Raw genomic sequence first — 18,071 nt, 5'->3', positions numbered from 1 at the left:
GGTTCGGACCTATCGGGGAACTCCACAAGCCCTGGCAACAAACTGGCGAATCTCAGTCGCCGAGTACGGGAACGGCCCTCACACACGTGCCCGCGGTACCACGCCGGATGAATTCTCCGGCCGTCCGGTTGGTTATGACCGATTCAGATTTCACCCGCGCGGGGTGCGATAACGCCTCCGGAACAGCGCGGCCGCTGTAGCGGCCGCGGCCAGAATACACACAACAGTCTCGGGCGTGGGGCCCAAACGGGACGCGAGTGTCGTATTGTTCCGCAGCGGCAACGTCGCGACCAGCGCCGCCGGCTCGAACTGCGGCGTCTGCTGCCGGATCACGCCATCGGCGGTGATCATGGCGCTGACGCCGGTGGTCACCGACACCACCACCGCGCGGCCGTGCTCGACCGCGCGCACCCGCGACATGGCCAGCTGCTGATAGGTCATCTCACTGCGGCCGAAGGTGGCGTTGTTGGACGGCACGGAGAGCAGCTGCGCGCCAGCGCGCACCGACTGCTCGAAGGCGCGGTCGAAGGCGACCTCGTAACAGGTGGCCACGCCGATGGCGACCGGGGCGCCGCCGCCCGCCGGCCGCACGTGCACCACGCCGTCACCGTGGCCGGGCACGAAATAGCCCGCGCGGTCGGCGTATTCGGAGAAGTGGCGGAAGAACTCCCGGTAGGGCAGATACTCGCCGAAGGGCTGGATGATCTTCTTGTCGTGCCGCTCGGCCGGGCCCGCGTCGCCGTTCCACACGATGACCGAGTTGGTGGTGGTGCGATCGGAGTTCACGAGCACCGCGCCCACCAGGATGGGGGCCTTCACCGCGACCGACGCCTGCGAGATCTCCTGCGCCGCATCGGCGTTGCGCAGCGGATCGATATCGGAGGAGTTCTCCGGCCAGATCACCACGTCGGGCTGCGGGGCCTTCCCGGCCGCGATGTCGCGGGCGAGTTCCTCGGTGCGCTTGACGTGATTGTCGAGAACCGCGCGGCGCTGGGCATTGAAGTCCAGGCCCAGGCGCGGCACGCTGCCCTGGATGGCGGCGACCGTGATCGGCCGGTTGCCGTCCTCCGGGCCGGGCAGCGCGGTCCGGAGGATCACTCCGGCCAGGGGAACTATAGCCACAAGCATTGCCGCAGCAATAATCCGGTTCCACGATGTGAGATGCGATGCTCCCCATCTGGGAGAATCCGATGTGGCCCCGGCCACTCCTCCGCTATCGCCGGCACGGGCGGTGAGGCGGCCCGGCAATCCCGCGGCGAGCGCGGCGAGTCCGGTGCCGGTGAGCGCCACCGCGAAACTCACCAGCGGCGCGCCGCCGACCATCGCGAACGGCAGGTACCAGCCGTCGGCCTGCCCGAAAGCCAGCTTCCCCCAGGGAAACCCGCCGAACGGGAAACTGGCGCGTCCCCATTCGGTGAGCGACCACACCGTCGCCACCCACAGCGGCCACCCCGGCAGGGTCGCCACCCACCGGGTCAGCAGCCCGAAAAGCCCGACGTAGACGGCGCATACCGCCGACAGGGCGAGCCACGGCGCGGGACCGACATAGATCCCGGTCCACGGCAACAGCGGCAGGAAGAACGCGAGCCCCGCCACATATCCATACCCGAATCCCGCACGCGCCCGGCCGGTTCCACGCACCGCCAGCGTCAGGATCGCGATCCCGACCGGCGCGAGGAACCACAGGGTCCGCGGCGGGAAGCTCGCGTAGAGCAGCAGCCCGGCCACGACGGCCGCGAGCAGGCGTGCCGCCCTGGGCCAGCGCTCTGCGACCGCCGCGATCGCGGCGAGCGACCTACCGATCCCGAACCTCGGCGGCACCGCGCCACTGGCCGAACCACCCTCAACCGCAGCCGATCCGAGAACCGAACCGGCACCGGCGGCCGCTGCGTCAGCCGAACGAGCGGCCGCCGAACCCTCTGCGGCTGCTGAACCCCCGTCGGTGGTCGCGGCGACCTGTTCCGGATTCGCGGCGCGGGCCCCGGGCCCCTGGTCCGCGCCACCCGTCACGTCGTCCGAACCGTCCGGGCGCGAGCCGGTTTCGGACGCACCACCCGCATCGGCGGCGGAAGCCGATGCCCGGAGGTTCCTTTCGGGATCGGTGTCAGGCTTCATGGATGGTGACCCCGCGGTGCACGGTGCGCAGGCATTGCGGCAGGGTGGCGGCCAAGGTGAGCGGCGGCAGGCCGGGGACGCGGGAGCGGGGGTCGGTGGACCAGCGCTGGACGGTGTCGGCGGCGGCCGCGACGACCAGTTCGCGCGAGTCCCAGATCGCGTAGGAGGCGGGTGCGCCGGGGACCAGGGTTCCGGCGACGCCGTCGCGGACGCCGCCCGCGCGCCAGGCGCCCCGGGTGGCGGCGGCGAAGGCGGCGCGCGGGGAGATCTGGTGGCCGGGGGTGCGGTGGTTGACCGCGGCGCGCAGCGCTTCCCACGGGTTCAGCGCGGTGACCGGGGCGTCGGAGCCGATGGCGAGGGAGATGCCCGCGGCGGCCATGGCGGCGAACGGGTTCAGGGTGGCGGCCCGGTCGGCGCCGAGGCGGGTGGCGTACATGCCGTCGGGGCCGCCCCAGGCGGCGTCGAATCCCGGTTGGACGCTGGCGATCACACCCCAGGCGGCGAGTTTGCCGATCTGGTCGGCCGTCATCATCTCGGCGTGTTCGAGCCGGTGCCCGCGCGAGGCGACGGCCGGTCCGCCGAGGGCGTCCACGGCCCGTGCGAATCCGGTGACGACGGCGTCCATGGCGGCGTCGCCGATGACGTGGAAGCCGGTCTGGATGCCGGCTTCGGTGCAGGCGAGCACGTGGGCCGCAATGGCTTCGGCGTCGAGGTAGGCGGTGCCGGTGCTGTCGCGGTCGGTGTAGGGGTCGCGCAGCCAGGCGGTGTGCGAGCCGATGGCCCCGTCGACGAACAGGTCGCCGCCGAGGGCGTGCACGCCGAGTTCCTCGACCAGGGTGCGGGCTTCGTCGGCGGTGCGGACGGCCTGTCCCCAGTAGGCGCGGACCTCGACGCCGTGGGTGAAGTCGAGGAGTTCGCGCACGTCGTCGGCGCCGGAGATCTCGGGTCCCGCGCATTCGTGCACGGCCACAACCCCGTTGGCGGCGGCCGAGTCCAACGCCGCCTGCCGGGCCGCGTCGCGCTGTGCCCGGCTCAGCGCGCCGAGCGCGGCCCCGCGCACCCGGTGGTGGGCGTCCCCGCGCAGCGGCTCGCCGCGGGTGAACCCGTCGGCCTCGGTGATTCCGTCGACGGCGTCGAGCAGCGGGGTCGAGGCGACGGCCGAATGCGCGTCCACGCGAGCCAGATACACCTGTCGTCCCGGCGCGGCCGCGTCGAGTTCCTCGCGGGTCGGAGTCCGGCCCTCGGCCCAGCGGGTCTCGTCCCAGCCCTCGCCGAGGATCACGCCGTCGGGGTGGCCGGAGGCGAAGTCCCGCACCAGTTCCAGGCATTCCCGCAGTGAACCGGCTTGCGCCAGATCGAGTCCCGTCAGCTTCAACCCGAGTGCGGTGACGTGCACGTGCGGGTCGACGAATCCCGGCGCGACGAACGCCCCGTCGAGGTCGATGATCTCCGCGTCCGGATGCAGCGCCCGCCCCGGCTTGTCCAGCCCGACCCACACCACGGTCCCGTCGGTGACGGCCATGGCCGTCGCGTCGGGATTGCTCGAACTGTAGATACGGCCGCCGACCAGCAACTGGGTACTCACGACTGCCCAGTCTGCCGCACGGCCCGCCGGTCCCGGCAATCGCACTCGCCGACTGTGACCAGGACCCCTGCCGCAAGGCCGCGGGGCCGATCACCGTGCTGGTGATCGGCCCCGCGGGCGGTAGGGATCGAGGTGTGGGTTCCCGCTCAGCGGGGATCGATCATCTTGTATCCGTTGCCCTGACCGTCGTCGTAGTACTCGGTGACCACGGTCGCGTCGATGACCTCGCCGTCGGGATCGATCACGACATTGCGGTACCCGTAGGGTCGGACGGCGGTGGCGACCCGGTTCAGTCGGCGCGCCGCGAAGGCGGCCACGATCGGGCGGAGCAGGAATCGGGTGAACGGCAGCAGGGCCAGCAGGCCGAGCGCGGTGGTGAGCAGGCCGGGCACGAACATCAGGACCGCGCCCACGCCGACCAGCGCGCCGTCGGCGACGGCGGTGCTGGGTTCGAGTTCACCGCGTGCGGCGCGGCGGAATCCCTCGAACACGCGGCGGCCCTGCGAGCGCACGAGCACCAGACCCACGGCCGATCCGGCCAGCAGCAGCAGGATCGTGGGGAAGACGCCGATGAGGTGGCCGACCCCGATCAGGGTGGCGATCTCGGCGGCGAACCAGGCGAGGAACAACAGGGCGGGCATCAGGCGATCCTTTCGATCGGTCTACCCGTGACAACGCGCGAGGCCCCGAATTTTCTCCCGGGTGCGGTCCCGGTCACACCGGTCAGGCGCCGCCGGGCCGGACCAGGCCGGTCTCGTAGGCCAGGACGACGGCCTGGACCCGGTCGCGGAGGCCGAGTTTGGTGAGGACGCGGCCGACGTGGGTTTTGACGGTGGCCTCGGAGAGGTAGAGGGCGCCCGCGATCTCGGCGTTGGAGCGGCCCGCGGCGATGTGTTCGAGGACCTCGCGTTCGCGGGCGGTGAGGACGTTGAGGACGCCGGGGTCGCGCCCGGCGGCCGGGTCCTCGGCGATGAGGCGGTCGAGCAGGCGTTTGGTGACCTTCGGGGAGACGACGGCGTCGCCGGCGGCGACGCTGCGGATGGCGGAGATGAGGTCTTCGGGCGGGGTGTCCTTGAGCAGGAAGCCGCTGGCTCCCGCGCGCAGCGCGCCGAGGGCGTGTTCGTCGAGATCGAAGGTGGTCATGACGAGAACGCGGCTGCCGCAGCCGGATTCGATGATGCGGGCGGTGGCGGTGACGCCGTCGGTGACGGGCATGCGGACATCCATGAGGACGACGTCGGGGACGAGTTCGGTGGCGCGGGCGATGGCGGTGGCGCCGTTGTCGGCCTCCCCGACCACGTCGATGTCGGGGTGCGCGCCGAGCACCATTCGCAATCCGGCGCGCATGAGTTCCTGGTCATCGACGACGAGCACGGTGATCGGCACGCCCCCAACCTATCCGGCGCCGGGATGCGGGCGGGTAGCCGGGCGGCGGCCCGTCACGGTCGGTGCAGGTGGGGCGGTTCAGTCCTGCACGTCGTCGCGGTCGAGCGGGATGGTGGCGCGGACGGTCCAGCCGCCGTGCGGATTCCGGCCCGTGGTGAGGGTGCCGCCCAGGACGGCGATGCGTTCGCGCATGCCGACCAGTCCCAGTCCGCTGCCGGGGATGCGGGTGGCGAGCACGGGCAGGGCGGTGGCGGATCCGGCGGGGCAGCCGCTGTCGGGGGGCGCGGTGAGCGGGGCGCCGCCGGTGTCGGTGATCTCGAGCAGCACGTCGGTGTCGCGGCGGGTGACGCGGACTTCGGCGTGCGGGTCGGGTCCGGCGTGGCGCAGGGTGTTGGTGAGCGATTCCTGCACGATGCGGTGGATGCCGAGGCTGACCTCGGGGGTGACGGTGTCGAGTTCGCCGCGCAGTTCGAGGGACACGTCCAGTCCGGCGCTGCGCATCATGTCGGCGAGCTTGGCGATGCCCGCGGTGCCGTGTTGCGGAAGTTGTTCGGGCGCATGCTCGGTGCGCAGCAGCTCGACGGTGCGGCGCAGTTCGCGCAGGGCTTCGCGGCCGGTGCCGGCGATGGTGGTGAGCGCTTGCTCGGCGGTGTCGGGGTCGTGGCGCAGGGCGTAGCGGGCGCCGTCGGCCTGCACGATGATGACGCTGACCGCGTGCGCGACCACGTCGTGCAGTTCGCGGGCGATGCGGGTGCGTTCGGCGGCGACGGCGTCGTGGGCGCGGCGTTCGCGGTCGTAGTCTGCGACGGCCAGGCGGGCGGCGACCTCGGCGTCGTAGGCGTGGCGGGCGCCGACGAATTCGGCCAGGGTCCAGCACAGCGCGTAGTAGAGGGCGTTGAACAGGATGTCGGTGCCCTGCGGTGTGCCGATGGCGGCCGCGGCGACGATCCCGTCGACGAGCAGGATCACCAGGTAGACGAGTCCTTGGCGGCGGCCGACGTAGGCGACGAGGGTGTAGAGCATGATGCCCAGGCCCAGCAGCGCCGGGTGCACGGCGTGGTCGCTGACGCTCCAGTGCACCAGCGACGCGGTCATGGACAGCACGACCATGGCGGCCGCGGCGGCGCGGGTGTGGGTGCGGCGGAACACGATCGGCAGCGGCAGCAGCACGCTGAGCACGAGGTAGGTGGGTTTGTACTGGCTGTTGCTCAGGGCGAGCACATCGATGACGAACAACAGCAGCGCGACCGCCGAATCGGTGATCAGCGGTTTTCCGCGCAGCCAGAGACTGAATCGGCGCACCCGTCCACCCTACGGGCCGGTTCGCTGACAACTCGCTGCCAGACCCGGCGGTTTGAATCGCGGTGGCGGCGTCTGGTTGGGTCGCGGAGTGAGCATTGCGGACTGGGCGATCCTGTTGACCGCGGCGACAGCGGCCGGCTGGGTCGACGCCGTGGTCGGCGGCGGCGGGCTGATCGTGTTGCCGACCCTGTTCGTGGTGCTGCCCGGCCTGGCGCCGCAAACGGCCCTGGGCACCAACAAGATCGCCGCGTTCTCCGGCACCAGCGCCGCGGTGTTCACCTTCGCCCGCAAGGTGCCGATGCGCTGGAAGGTGCTGATCCCGGGCGCCATCATCGCGGCGGGGGCGGCCGCGTGCGGTTCGGCGGCGGTGGCCCTCATCGACCGCCGGTACTTCATTCCGATCGTCATGGTGGTGCTGATCGGGGTGGCGGTGTTCGTGACGCTGCGCCCCTCGATCGGGGTCACGATGGCCACCCATCCCCCGACCCGCCGCAAGACCATCCTGGTGGTGGCGCTGGCCGCGGGTCTGATCGGCCTCTACGACGGCGTTCTCGGGCCGGGGACGGGCACGTTCCTGATCATCACCTTCGCCACCCTGCTCGGCACCGAGTTCGTGCGGGCCGCGGCCATGGCGAAGGTGATCAACTGCGGATCCAACCTGGGTTCGCTGCTGTTCCTGGCGAGCACGGGTCACGTGCTGTGGGCGCTGGGGCTGTCCATGGCGGTGGCGAATGTGGCCGGTTCGATCGCCGGGTCCCGCATGGCCCTGGCCAAGGGCGCCGGTTTCGTCCGGGTCGTCCTGCTGGTGGTGGTCACCGCCATGGTGATCCGCCTGGGCTGGCAGCAGTTCGGCTGACCGGGTTCAGACGCGGGCCAGCCGGTGTGCCGAGCTCAGGGGGCGAAAGGCTTCGGGTTCCGGGCGTAGTGGAACGTCGGCGATCACCGGTTGGTGGTCGGCGGGCAGCTCCGGCGCGGGCTGGGACAGCCACGGCGCCAGCACCTTCGAGGTGGTCTCCTGGATCTTGCGTTGCAGCGCTTCGCCGTCCTCGAGGCCGGGCCGTTGGAACAGCACGGTCAGCGCCCCGGATACGGCGCCGACGACCGCGCCGACCAGGGCGGCCGCGCCGACGTCGTCGAGTTCCTCGGGGAACGCGGCGCGCAGCTGGCGCGCGATCTCCTGCTGCGACGCGAGCTGGGCGTAGGCGGCCCGGCCCGACACGGCGGGCACGGTGCGTGATACCTGGGCGCGGAGTACGGCGATGCGCGCGGCGAGGTCGTCGCCCAGGTGGTCGCCGGGATTGTCACCGGCGGCGCGCAGCGCGCGCAGCAGCACCTCGACGGGTCGTTCACCGGGGCGGCGGGTGGCGATGGCGCGCACGGCGGCCTGTACGCGTTCGTCCGGCTCGGGGAACAATAGTTCCTCTTTGCTGGCGAAGTAGTTGAAGAACGTCCGGGTGCCGACTTCGGCGGCGGCCGCGATGTCGGCGACGGTGGCCGCCTCGTATCCTCGGCTCTCGAATTGTTCTACGGCGGCTTCGAGCAGGGCTCGGCGGGTACGTTCCCGTTTGCGATCGCGGAGTGCGGATGGCGGCACGCGGGCAGACAGTACGGCATCCGATCGGCAATCCGCGGAATGTCAGGCCGTTGAGCGTGCCGTTTCCCGGTGTGCTCCTTCACACTTCGCGCATCGTTGCAGCGTATGCAGATTTGCGCGGGATGAATTTCGTTCGGGCTGCGTGGTTTCTTGAACCCCCGGCGTGTCGCCCTCTAGCGTGGTGCGGGTGAGCATCGCTACCAAGGTCATCGACGGCCAGTTCCGCGCGCTGCCGCTGTCCGCGCTCGCCGACGCCGCGTTGAGCGCGGCCCGCGCGGCCGGGGCCGAGTACGCGGACCTGCGGGTCCATCGACTCGTGCAGCAGTCCATCAGATTGCGCGACGGCCGCGTCGAATCGGTGTCCGACAGTACCGATCTCGGGTTCGCAGTGCGCGTGATCGTCGACGGCACCTGGGGTTTCGCCTCACACGCCGACCTCACCACCGAAACCGCCGCCCAGGTGGCGCAGCGCGCGGTGACGGTGGCGCGGACCTTGCGCGCGCTCAATCGCGAACGCGTGGAACTGGCTCCGGAGCCACGCTACGACGACGCCGAGTACGTCTCCGCCTACGACGTCGACCCCTTCGAGGTGCCGACACCGGAGAAAGTGGCGCTGCTGCTGGACTATTCGGGGCGGCTGAGTTCCGCCGACGGCGTGGATCACGTGACGGCGGCGGTGCTGCAGGTCAAGGAGCAGACCTTCTACGCCGACACCTTCGGCTCGCGCATCACCCAGCAGCGGGTGCGCCTGCACCCGCAGTTCGAGGCCATCACCGTCGATCCGGCGGCGGGCGTGTTCGAGACCATGCGCACCCTGGCCGCTCCGGCCGGGCGCGGCTGGGAGTACGTGACCGGCGCGGACGGAAACTGGGATTGGGCGGGCGAACTCGCGCGGATGCCGGAGTGGCTGGCGGAGAAGGTGAAGGCCCCCACCGTCGAGGCGGGCCCCACCGATCTGGTCATCGATCCGAGCAATCTGTGGCTCACCATCCACGAGTCCATCGGCCACGCCACCGAGTACGACCGCGCCATCGGCTATGAATCCGCCTACGCGGGAACTTCGTTCGCCACCCCCGACCAGCTCGGCACGCTGCGCTACGGCACGCCGATCATGCACGTCACCGGTGACCGCACCCAGGAGCACGGCCTGGCCACCGTCGGCTGGGACGACGAGGGCGTGGCCGGGCAGCGCTGGGATCTGGTGCGCGACGGGGTGCTGGTCGGCTACCAGCTCGACCGGGTGTTCGCGCCCAAGCTGGGCCTGGAACGCTCCAACGGCTGCTCCTACGCCGATTCCGCGCACCACGTGCCGATCCAGCGCATGGCCAATGTGTCGCTGCAACCCGACCCGGAGCGCGACACCAGCACCGCCGAGCTCATCTCCCGGGTGGAGAACGGTCTCTACATCGTCGGCGACAAGTCGTGGTCGATCGACATGCAGCGCTACAACTTCCAGTTCACCGGTCAGCGCTTCTTCCGGATTCGTCACGGTGAGCTGGCCGGGCAGGTGCGCGATGTCGCCTACCAGGCCACCACCACCGACTTCTGGGGCGCGATGGAGGCCGTCGGCGGGCCCTCGACCTGGGTGCTGGGCGGGGCGTTCAACTGCGGTAAGGCGCAACCCGGTCAGGTGGCGGCGGTCTCGCACGGCTGCCCGTCGGTGCTGGTGCGCGGCATCAATATTCTCAATACCCGCGCCGAAGCCGGACAGTAGGAAAGGACCGACACGGTGAGTGTGCTCCCCGCCCCCGAGGTCGTCGAACGCGCGCTGCGGGCCTCGCGCGCCGACGAGGCCATGGTGATCGTCACCGACGCGCACGAGGCGTCGCTGCGCTGGGCCGGAAACTCCATGACCACCAACGGTTCCTCGGTGGCGCGCGACTGGGCGGTGGTCTCGGTGTTCCGGGAGGGCCCGGCCGTCGCGCGGGTCGGCAGCGTGAGTTCCACGAGCGTGGATCCGGCCGAGATCGAAGCCGTGGTGCGGGCCAGCGAGCGAGCCGCCCGCGACGCCGAGCCGGCGCGCGACGCCATGCCGCTGCTGGATCCCGGCGCCGTCGACGCCGACACCCTGGACCGGCTGCTGGACTGGGACGGTGATCCGGCCACCACCGACATCGGCGTGTTCACCACGCTGGCACGCGATCTCGCCGCCGGTTTCGACGGTTCCGACCGCCTGTACGGTTTCGCGCACCACCAGATGCACTCCACCTGGCTGGGCACCTCCACCGGGTTGCGGCGGCGCTGGGTGCAGCCGACGGGTTCGGTGGAGATCAACGGCAAGCGCGGTGCGGGCGCGGAGCTGGCCAGCGCGTGGGTCGGCACGGGCACCACCGATTTCGCCGATGTCGACACCCCCGGTCTGCTGGCGGAGCTGTCGCGGCGGCTGGACTGGTCCACGCGGCGCGTCGAGCTGCCCGCGGGCCGCTACGAGACGCTGCTGCCGCCGTCCGCGGTCGCGGATCTGATGATCTACATGGCCTGGTCCATGGAGGGCCGCGGCGCGCACGAGGGCCACACGGCCTTCTCGCGGGCGGGCGGCACCCGAATCGGGGAGCGGCTCACCGGGATTCCGCTGACCCTGTCCTCGGATCCGAGCGCGGCGGGTCTGCAGTACCGGCCGTTCGTGGCGACGCCGTCGTCGTCGGAGTCGCTGTCGGTGTTCGACAACGGCCTGACCGCGCAGCGCACCGACTGGGTGCGCGAGGGCGTGATCGAGTCGCTGGTGTATCCGCGGGCCACCGCCGCCGAATTCGACGCCCCCGTCACGCTGCCCGGCGAGAACCTGCTCCTGACCGGCGGCGGCGACGCCACCCTGACCGACATGATCGCGCGCACCGAGCGCGGCCTGCTGCTGACCTGCCTGTGGTACATCCGCGAGGTCGATCCGGCCACGCTGCTGCTCACCGGCCTCACCCGCGACGGCGTCTACCTGGTCGAGAACGGCGAGGTGAGCGGCGCGGTCAACAATTTCCGCTTCAACGAGAGCCCGCTGGACCTGCTGCGGCGCGTGTCGGAGGCTGGCCGCACCGAGATCACCCTGCCGCGCGAGTGGAAGGACTGGTTCACCCGGACGGCCATGCCGCCGTTGCGGATTCCCGATTTCCACATGTCCTCGGTGAGCCAGGCGACCTGATTCGGTCGGACCGGTCCGTTTCCCAGAAAAGTTCGCCGCGCGACAACGATGATTTCCGGGAGGCGGCGCCGACTTCCAGGCAGAGACGGCGAAACACGCCGATTCGTTCCCCTGCTGAAGGAGTACGGCCATGAGCAAGGTAGTCACCGGCGCGAGCATGTCCCTCGACGGATTCATCGCGGGCCCCGGCGAAACCGGTTTCGAGCACCTGTTCGCCTGGTACCAGAGTGGCGACGTGCCGATCGCCGGCACCCACCCCGAGATCCCGTTCACGCTGACCGCCTCCGACGCCGAATACCTGCGAGCCTGGCTCGACGGGGTCGGGGTCTATGTGGTCGGCAAGCGGCTGTTCACGCTGACCGACGGCTGGGGCGGGGTGCATCCGGCGGACAAGCCGATCGTGGTGGTCACCCACACCGTGCCCGAGCAGTGGATCGCCGAGCACCCCGACGCGCCGTTCACCTTCGTGACCGGCGGGGTGAAGGAGGCCATCGACGTGGCGCGCGGCATCGCCGGGGACCGGATGGTCGGTGTCAGCGGCGGTGACGTGGCCCGGCAGTGCCTCGACGAGGGCCTGCTCGACGAGGTCTGGGTCGATCTGGTGCCGGTGCTGCTGGGCAGCGGGGTGCCGCTGCTGGGTGAGCTGGCGAATGCGCCGGTGCTGCTGGACGATCCGGAGATCGTGCCCGGCTCCCGTGTCACCCACCTGAAGTACCGCCTGCGCTGAACCGCGTCGCCGGTTTGCGCTGTCGGCGAACCGGTTGTCGCGGCGCCGTGGACGCGCGCATCCTGGGATTACGCACTGTAATCACGTAATCGGATGGTGGTCGTCGTGGACGACGAACTCTCGCCGTGGGACGAGAACCCCGACCCCGCGCCGCCGCCGGGTTTCGGCGATCCGGACCCCGCGGCCCTGGACGCCTACTCGCGCACCGTGATCGCGGTCGCCGCCTCGGTGACCCCGCACGTGGCCAGCGTGCAGACCCGGCACGGCGGCGGATCGGCGGTGGTGTTCACCGCCGACGGATTCCTGCTCACCAACGCGCACGTGGTCGGCGAGGCGAGCAAGGGGACCGTGGTGTTCGCCGACGGCCTCGAATCGGCCTTCGACGTGGTGGGGGTGGATCCGCTCTCGGATCTGGCGGTCCTGCGCGCCCGCGGCGGCGCGCCCGACGCGGTGCGGCTCGGGGACGCCGACAGCCTGGTGGTCGGGCAGCTGGTGGTGGCGGTCGGTTCTCCGCTGGGGCTGGCCGGGTCGGTGACCGCGGGCGTGGTGAGCGCGCTGGGCCGCTCGGTGCCGGTCGGCAACCGGCGCACCGCGCGCGTCGTCGAGGACGTGATCCAGACCGATGCCGCCCTCAATCCCGGCAATTCCGGTGGCGCGCTGGCGGATTCGGCGGGCCGGGTGGTGGGGATCAATACCGCGGTCGCCGGGATCGGGCTGGGTCTGGCGATTCCGATCAATGTCACCACCCGCCGCATCATCAGCACGCTGCTCACCGAGGGCCGGGTCCGGCGCGCCTATCTGGGCGTGGTCGGGGTGCCCGCTCCCCTGCCGACCGCGGTCGCCGCCCGCACCGGGCAGGACGCGGGACTGCGGATCGTGGAGGTGGTGCGCGGCGGGCCCGCCGAACAGGCCGGGCTGCGGCGCGGGGACCTGGTGCTCAGCATCGCGCGCACCGAGATCCGCGACGCGCAGGGCATCCAGCGACAGTTGTTCGCCGACGCCATCGGGCGCACGCTGCCGGTGACGGTGCTGCGCAATGGCGCGATGGTGGATGTGCTCGCGGTGCCGGTCGAGCTGACCGGCGACTGAACCGGCCGGTCACGGCCCCCGGCAATCGGTTACGAGGCCGAGCGCTGCTCCGCGTCGCCGGGATGCCAGATCTCGGCCAGCTCGTCGAGGGGAATGTCCAGGGTGCGGCTCAACGCCACCACGGTCCCGAACGCGGGCGTGGGCAGGCGCCCCGATTCGATCTTGCGCAGCGTCTCCGGCGAGATGCCGGCGCTCGCGGCCACTTCCACCGGATCGCGGCCGTCGCGGGCGGTGCGCAGGGCCGCGCCCAGGCGGCGTCCGGCTTCGAGCTGGGCGGGCGTGAGGGGCAGTCGAACCATACCGGCCACCCTACGGTTGGTATTTAAATACCGCAAGCCGCTATGGTCGGTATTAAAATACCGATTGATGGAGGTAGTCATGGTGGAACTCAAGAGCCCCGCCGAGATCGACAGCATGCGCGTGACCGGGCAGTTCGTGGCCGGCGTGCTCGCCGAACTGCGGGAGCGGGCCCGGATCGGGGTCAACCTGCTGGAGCTGGAGGCCGTGGTCCGCGAACGCATCCGGGAGCGCGGCGCGATCTCCTGCTACTGGGACTACTCCCCGAGTTTCGGTCGCGGACCGTTCCGCAACACCATCTGCCTGTCGGTGAACGATGCCGTGCTGCACGGGCTCCCGTTCGACTACACGCTGCGCGACGGCGACGTGCTGAGCATGGATCTGGCGGTGAGCATCGACGGCTGGGTCGCCGACTCCGCGGTCACGGTCATCGTGGGCAGCCCCGATCCCGAGGACGAACGGCTGATCCGCGCCACCGAAGCGGCACTGGACGCGGCCATCGCGGTCGCCGAGCCCGGCAACAGCATCGGCGACCTGTCCGCGGCCATCGCCGCCGTGGCCCGCGACCACGGCTACCCGATCAACACCGAGTACGGCGGGCACGGCCTGGGCCGCACCATGCACGAGGACCCGCACGTCCCCAATGCCGGGCGCGCCGGGCGCGGTTTCCGGCTGCGCCCGGGCATGACCCTGGCGATCGAGCCGTGGTTCGCGCGCGGCACCGACCGCATCGTCACCGACCCCGACGGCTGGACCCTGCGCTCGGCCGACGGTTCGCGCACCGCCCACTCCGAGCACACCATCGCCATCACCGAGGCGGGCCCGCAGGTGCTGACCCGCGTCGGGTGACGGGTCAGGCGAGCGGTTCGCCGAAGGTCTGGCGGCCCATGAGGTAGGTGGCCTCGACCGTCAAGGCGCGCAACGACTCCGGCGGCACGGCGCGCGGATTGCCCGACAGCACCACCAGATCCGCGTACTTGCCCGGTTCCAGGCTGCCGATCTCGGTGTCGAGGTGCAGCTGCCAGGCCGCGTCGAGGGTCTGCGCCTTGATCGCGGCGTCGACGCTCAGGCACTGCTCGGCGGCCAGGACGCGCCCGCTGCCGCGCGCGGTGCGGGTGACGGCGGTGGCGATATTGCCGATGGGGTCGGGCGGGGTGACGGTGCCGTCATTGTGGAACGAGATCCGCAGCCCCGCGTCCAGCGCCGATTTCGCCGACATCCAGTGCGCGCCGTGTTCGGGACCGAACAGTTCGTCCAGCAGCACGTCACCCCAGTAGTAGACGTGCTCGATGAAGAAGCTCACCGTCACCCCGAGCTCGGCGGCGCGAGCGAACTGGTCGGGCCGCATCGCCCCACAGTGCTCGAGCCGCGGCCGCAGCTCGCCGCTCTTCCCGACGAGGGCCTTTTCGTAGGCGTCGAGCACGACATCCACGGCCGCGTCGCCGTGCACGTGGCAGGCGGGCTGCCAGCCCTGCCCGACGAACGCGGCCGACAGGTCGGTGATCTGTTCGGGGGTGTAGTTCATGCCGCCGTGGTGGTGCGGCTCGAGACCCATGCGGGCGGTGGCCTCGTTCGTGAGATACGGGAACGTGGTGAAGATACTGCCCTGCCAGGGCGATCCGTCCGCCCACAGTTTCATGCCGATGACTCCGAACAGGGCGTCCCCGCCGACGGCCGGGCCGGGCACGTGGGCGGCATTGGTGGCCAGTTCCGGGGTTCCCATGGTGTAGGAGCGAATCCGGATCGGGCAGGCCGGGTCCGCGGCCATCGCGGTGTACAGCGTCCCGGAGTCGGCGCTGCCGGTGTGCTCGCTGGCGGTGGCGTATCCGGCGGCCGCCAATTGTCCGTAGGCCCAGCGCAATCGGTCGGGCATCCCGCCGCTGACCGATGCCTGCAACGGCTCGGTCAGTGTCAGGATCGCGGCCGCCTCCCGCACCTCGCCGGTCAGTTCGCCGTCGGGCCCGCGGACGTACTCCGCCCCCGGCGGATTCGGGGTGTCGCGAGTGATCCCGGCCCGTACCAGCGCCGCGGTATTGCCGTATGCGGCATGCCCGCTGTTGGCCACCACCACAACCGGATTCGCGGGCGCGGCGGCATCGAGACTCCGCACGGTCGGCAGCACCAGGCCGGTCTGCAACAGCACATCGATCCCGTACAACAGGATCGACTCCCCCGGCTGCGCGTTCCGCACCGCCTCGGCCAGCTTCGCGCTCACGCCGTCCCCGGTCGGCACGGTGAACGGCCGCACGTCGACCGCGGGCGGGGCGAGGGCGGCGGCGATCTGCGAGGGATGGCTGTGCGGTTCCACGAACGCGGGCAACAGCGCCCGCCCCCGCAGATCGACCATCGTCGTCGCGGGTCCCCGGTGAGCCATCACCTCGGATTCGGCGCCCACCGCACTGATCCGCCCGCCGGTGACGGCCAGCGCCTCGGCCTCGGGCGCCCCGCCGGCCACGGTGACGATCGGCCCACCGGAGAAGATGACATCCGCCAACGCACCCGATCCCGAGTCGTGGGTCCCGCACGCCGCGACCGAGGCCGACGCCGCCACGGCGCTACCCACCACGAAACTCCGCCTGCTCATCGCCATGCGTCCCTTCCCTGGTCGTCCACCCACGAGGTGGCTCCGACAACCAAGTTACGGTCGCCGCCCCCCGCGATGAGTCAAGCTCCCGGCGCGTGTGTCGGCGCCGCGAGATCACACCGGGGTTCCCCGGCCGGTGAGCGGGTGAAACACTCGCTGGGAGATACTCATTCGATGGGTATCGACGACGACGCGGCGCGTGACGCCGCCCGTGGCACGGTCGCGGTCGCGCAGCAGGAGCTCACCCAGCGCCGCTTCCCCGAGGGCCAGCGCCGCATCTTCCTGGCCGCCATCGACGCCTTCGCCGAACGCGGCTTCCACGCCACCACGACCCGCGACATCGCCGCCCGCGCGGGTCTGAGCCCGGCCGGGTTGTACGTGCATTTCGGCTCCAAAGAGGAAGTCCTCTACCGCATCTCGCTGTCGTCGATGCGGCTGACCGAACAGGTCGCCACCACCGCGGCCGGGGGTGCGGGCACCGTGGCCGAGCGGCTCGCCGCCGTGGTGCGCGACCTGACGGTCTGGCACGCCGAGCACGCCGCCTCGGTCCGGGTGGTCCTGCACCATCTCACCGACCTCACCCCCGAGCACCGCGCCGAGGTCACCGACCTCCAGCTCGCCATTCACCGCCTGGTCCGCGACCTCGTCGCCCGCGGGGTCGGCGAGGGCGTGTTCGATGTCGCCGACACCCACGCCGCCACCTTGGCGCTCATGTCGCTGTGCGTGGACACCTCCCGCTGGTACCACGGCGACTACCGCCGTACCCCCGACGAGATCGGCGCCGACTACGCGGCCGTGGCCCTGCGGATAGTCGGTGCCCGCCCCGCCTGATCACTCCCCGGCGGCGGCGATGGCGTCCAGGTCTCCCGCCATCGCCGCACGATCGGCGTCGCAGAGTCCCAATCCCTCGATCTCGGCCCGTAATTCGGCCACCCGCGCGGCTTCGCCTGCGACCGTGGCGATTTCGGCGAGCATCGCCAGCGCCCGGGCCCGGTCGACCAGCGGGGCGGTGGCGGCGTGACGACGCAGCCCGGTCTCGAGTACGCGGACCGCGGTGGCGTCGTCGTTCTTCGAATCACGGAAGATGCGTGCGTTGTCGAGCACCCGGGCCAGGCCCTCGAGCTGTTTCGAGCCGCCGTATTCGGGATCGGGTTCGTCGCGCTGGATGTAGATGACGGTATTGCCGACCGGATCCACGACCGTGAACCGGGTCTGCCCGGTGCGGAATCGGGTGATGCGCGGGGCGCCCCGACCGGGCACCTTGCCGTAGCGGGCACGCAGCGCGGCCTTGAATTCCGCGTGCCAGGGCTCGACCTCGTCCACGAGCACCAGACAGCCGATATGGGCTCCCTCCGCGGACAGATCCTGCGGTGTGGGCCCGAAATGCAGCTGGAAGCCATCGCGTTCGACGATTCCGTAGGTATAGGGCCGGGTCATCTCGTAGGTGACGGTGTATCCCAGTGTCCGGTAGAAATCCAGGGTCTCGGGTAGCTCGCCGCCCCAGAGCATCGGTACCGAAACTGCCGCCACCGTGCGCCTCCTCGTGCCGTTCGGGTCGTCGGAACCCAACGTACGGATCGGGGCGGGTACGCGCCTATGACCCGGCCTCGCGCCCACCTCAGCCCGCCCCGGGCAACCCGTCCACCACGAGATCGACCGCACCGGAGAGATATTCGGGTGTCAGCGGCCGGCCGCGCAGGAGCAGCCGGAACCAGATGGCCCCGGCCAGCAGATCCATGATGGCCGCGGGATCACAGCCGGGGTCGAGTTCGCCGCGTGCGACGGCTCGTTCGAACACCGGTTGCTCGCGGCCGAGCCGTTCGGCGAAGAACGCGGCCCCGACCGCCGCGAGCTGCGGCCGCGCGGGCGCCGCGGCCAGTACCGCGGTCGCCACGGGCGCGGTCGCGGGGTCGGTGAGCAGTCCGGCGATGGCCCGCGCCAGCCCCAGCAGATCGCCGCGCAGGCTGCCGGTGTCCGGCATCGGGAAGCTCAGCAGGTCGGAGTCGGTGAGCGCCGCGGCCAGCAGCGCGTCCTTGGCGGGCCACCACCGGTACAGCGTCGTCTTGTTCACCCCGGATCGCGCGGCCACCGCCTCCATGGTGAGGCCGTCATATCCCTTGTCCGCCAGCAGTTCCAGGGCCGCGGCGAAGATCGCGGCCGCCTGCCGCGGCGCGCCCGCGGTTCGCCGTTCCGGTGTCGTCACCCCACCAAAATACAACACAACGTTGCGTTGTGAACCGATCCCTGCTTTGATTGCAA

17 protein-coding genes are annotated in these 18,071 nt (G+C 71.1%); 7 read left to right on the top strand and 10 right to left on the bottom strand.

The features are described 5' to 3' along the window. Positions 1 to 150: 150 nt before the first annotated feature. From lnt to ABZ412_RS04140, 5 genes are all read right to left on the bottom strand, one after another. Positions 151 to 1,782, bottom strand: a complete 1,632-nt coding sequence (lnt, locus tag ABZ412_RS04160; RefSeq protein ID WP_357277119.1) for an apolipoprotein N-acyltransferase — start codon at positions 1,780 to 1,782, stop codon at positions 151 to 153. A 322-nt stretch (positions 1,783 to 2,104) separates the two neighbouring features. Continuing rightward, positions 2,105 to 3,700: an amidohydrolase gene (locus tag ABZ412_RS04155; RefSeq protein WP_357276126.1), complete on the bottom strand. Its 1,596-nt coding sequence runs from the start codon at positions 3,698 to 3,700 to the stop codon at positions 2,105 to 2,107. A gap of 146 nt (positions 3,701 to 3,846) precedes the next feature. Next, positions 3,847 to 4,341, bottom strand: coding sequence for an FxsA family protein (locus ABZ412_RS04150; protein ID WP_357276123.1), 495 nt, complete (start codon positions 4,339 to 4,341; stop codon positions 3,847 to 3,849). 82 nt (positions 4,342 to 4,423) lie between these two features. Then, entirely contained in the window at positions 4,424 to 5,086 is a 663-nt protein-coding gene (locus ABZ412_RS04145; RefSeq protein WP_357276121.1) for a response regulator transcription factor, read from the bottom strand. A 78-nt stretch (positions 5,087 to 5,164) separates the two neighbouring features. Continuing rightward, positions 5,165 to 6,388 (bottom strand): sensor histidine kinase, encoded by a 1,224-nt coding sequence (locus tag ABZ412_RS04140; RefSeq protein ID WP_357276119.1) that lies wholly within the window; start codon positions 6,386 to 6,388, stop codon positions 5,165 to 5,167. A gap of 88 nt (positions 6,389 to 6,476) precedes the next feature. Here ABZ412_RS04140 and ABZ412_RS04135 point away from each other — a divergent pair, with 88 nt between their 5' ends. Beyond that, on the top strand, positions 6,477 to 7,244 hold the full coding sequence (locus ABZ412_RS04135; RefSeq protein ID WP_357276116.1) for a TSUP family transporter: 768 nt from the start codon (positions 6,477 to 6,479) through the stop codon (positions 7,242 to 7,244). 6 nt (positions 7,245 to 7,250) lie between these two features. On the opposite strand, the gene ABZ412_RS04130 is transcribed toward ABZ412_RS04135, so the two are convergent. Continuing rightward, positions 7,251 to 7,982 (bottom strand): TetR family transcriptional regulator, encoded by a 732-nt coding sequence (locus ABZ412_RS04130; protein WP_357276113.1) that lies wholly within the window; start codon positions 7,980 to 7,982, stop codon positions 7,251 to 7,253. Between the two features lie 178 nt (positions 7,983 to 8,160). Here ABZ412_RS04130 and ABZ412_RS04125 point away from each other — a divergent pair, with 178 nt between their 5' ends. The 4 genes from ABZ412_RS04125 to ABZ412_RS04110 all read left to right on the top strand — a co-directional run bounded on the left by ABZ412_RS04125 (position 8,161) and on the right by ABZ412_RS04110 (position 12,931). Further along, positions 8,161 to 9,696 (top strand): TldD/PmbA family protein, encoded by a 1,536-nt coding sequence (locus ABZ412_RS04125; protein ID WP_357277117.1) that lies wholly within the window; start codon positions 8,161 to 8,163, stop codon positions 9,694 to 9,696. Between the two features lie 21 nt (positions 9,697 to 9,717). Beyond that, positions 9,718 to 11,115, top strand: a complete 1,398-nt coding sequence (locus tag ABZ412_RS04120; RefSeq protein ID WP_357277115.1) for a TldD/PmbA family protein — start codon at positions 9,718 to 9,720, stop codon at positions 11,113 to 11,115. A 130-nt stretch (positions 11,116 to 11,245) separates the two neighbouring features. Continuing rightward, positions 11,246 to 11,842 carry a dihydrofolate reductase gene (locus ABZ412_RS04115; protein ID WP_357276111.1) on the top strand — a complete coding sequence of 199 codons (597 nt, stop codon included), beginning with the start codon at positions 11,246 to 11,248 and terminating at the stop codon, positions 11,840 to 11,842. Between the two features lie 93 nt (positions 11,843 to 11,935). Beyond that, positions 11,936 to 12,931 (top strand): trypsin-like peptidase domain-containing protein, encoded by a 996-nt coding sequence (locus ABZ412_RS04110; RefSeq protein WP_357276108.1) that lies wholly within the window; start codon positions 11,936 to 11,938, stop codon positions 12,929 to 12,931. Between the two features lie 29 nt (positions 12,932 to 12,960). Here the strand turns inward: ABZ412_RS04110 and ABZ412_RS04105 are convergent, their stop codons facing one another. Next, a complete protein-coding gene (locus ABZ412_RS04105; RefSeq protein WP_357276106.1) occupies positions 12,961 to 13,230 on the bottom strand; it encodes a helix-turn-helix transcriptional regulator in 270 nt (89 codons plus the stop codon). 79 nt (positions 13,231 to 13,309) lie between these two features. Between ABZ412_RS04105 and map the strand changes: the two genes are divergently transcribed. Continuing rightward, entirely contained in the window at positions 13,310 to 14,077 is a 768-nt protein-coding gene (gene map / locus ABZ412_RS04100; protein ID WP_357276104.1) for a type I methionyl aminopeptidase, read from the top strand. Between the two features lie 4 nt (positions 14,078 to 14,081). Here map and ABZ412_RS04095 read toward each other — a convergent pair whose 3' ends face one another. Beyond that, complete coding sequence (locus ABZ412_RS04095; RefSeq protein ID WP_357276101.1) at positions 14,082 to 15,818, bottom strand: amidohydrolase; 1,737 nt, start codon at positions 15,816 to 15,818, stop codon at positions 14,082 to 14,084. Positions 15,819 to 15,986: 168 nt separating this feature from the next. Here ABZ412_RS04095 and ABZ412_RS04090 point away from each other — a divergent pair, with 168 nt between their 5' ends. Continuing rightward, positions 15,987 to 16,643: a TetR/AcrR family transcriptional regulator gene (locus ABZ412_RS04090; RefSeq protein WP_357276099.1), complete on the top strand. Its 657-nt coding sequence runs from the start codon at positions 15,987 to 15,989 to the stop codon at positions 16,641 to 16,643. On the opposite strand, the gene ABZ412_RS04085 is transcribed toward ABZ412_RS04090, so the two are convergent. Continuing rightward, the gene (locus ABZ412_RS04085; RefSeq protein WP_357276097.1) at positions 16,644 to 17,342 is read right to left on the bottom strand and encodes a glyoxalase; all 699 of its coding nucleotides are present in this window, start codon (positions 17,340 to 17,342) and stop codon (positions 16,644 to 16,646) included. Positions 17,343 to 17,430: 88 nt separating this feature from the next. Then, on the bottom strand, positions 17,431 to 18,015 hold the full coding sequence (locus ABZ412_RS04080) for a TetR/AcrR family transcriptional regulator (RefSeq protein WP_357276095.1): 585 nt from the start codon (positions 18,013 to 18,015) through the stop codon (positions 17,431 to 17,433). Positions 18,016 to 18,071 lie beyond the last annotated feature (56 nt).

The sequence above is a fragment of the Nocardia sp. NPDC005746 genome (genome assembly GCF_040630785.1).
Classification (GTDB): Bacteria; Actinomycetota; Actinomycetes; order Mycobacteriales; family Mycobacteriaceae; genus Nocardia.
Note: the sequence above shows the minus strand (reverse complement) of the source record. Positions and strands in the feature narration are given on the sequence as shown.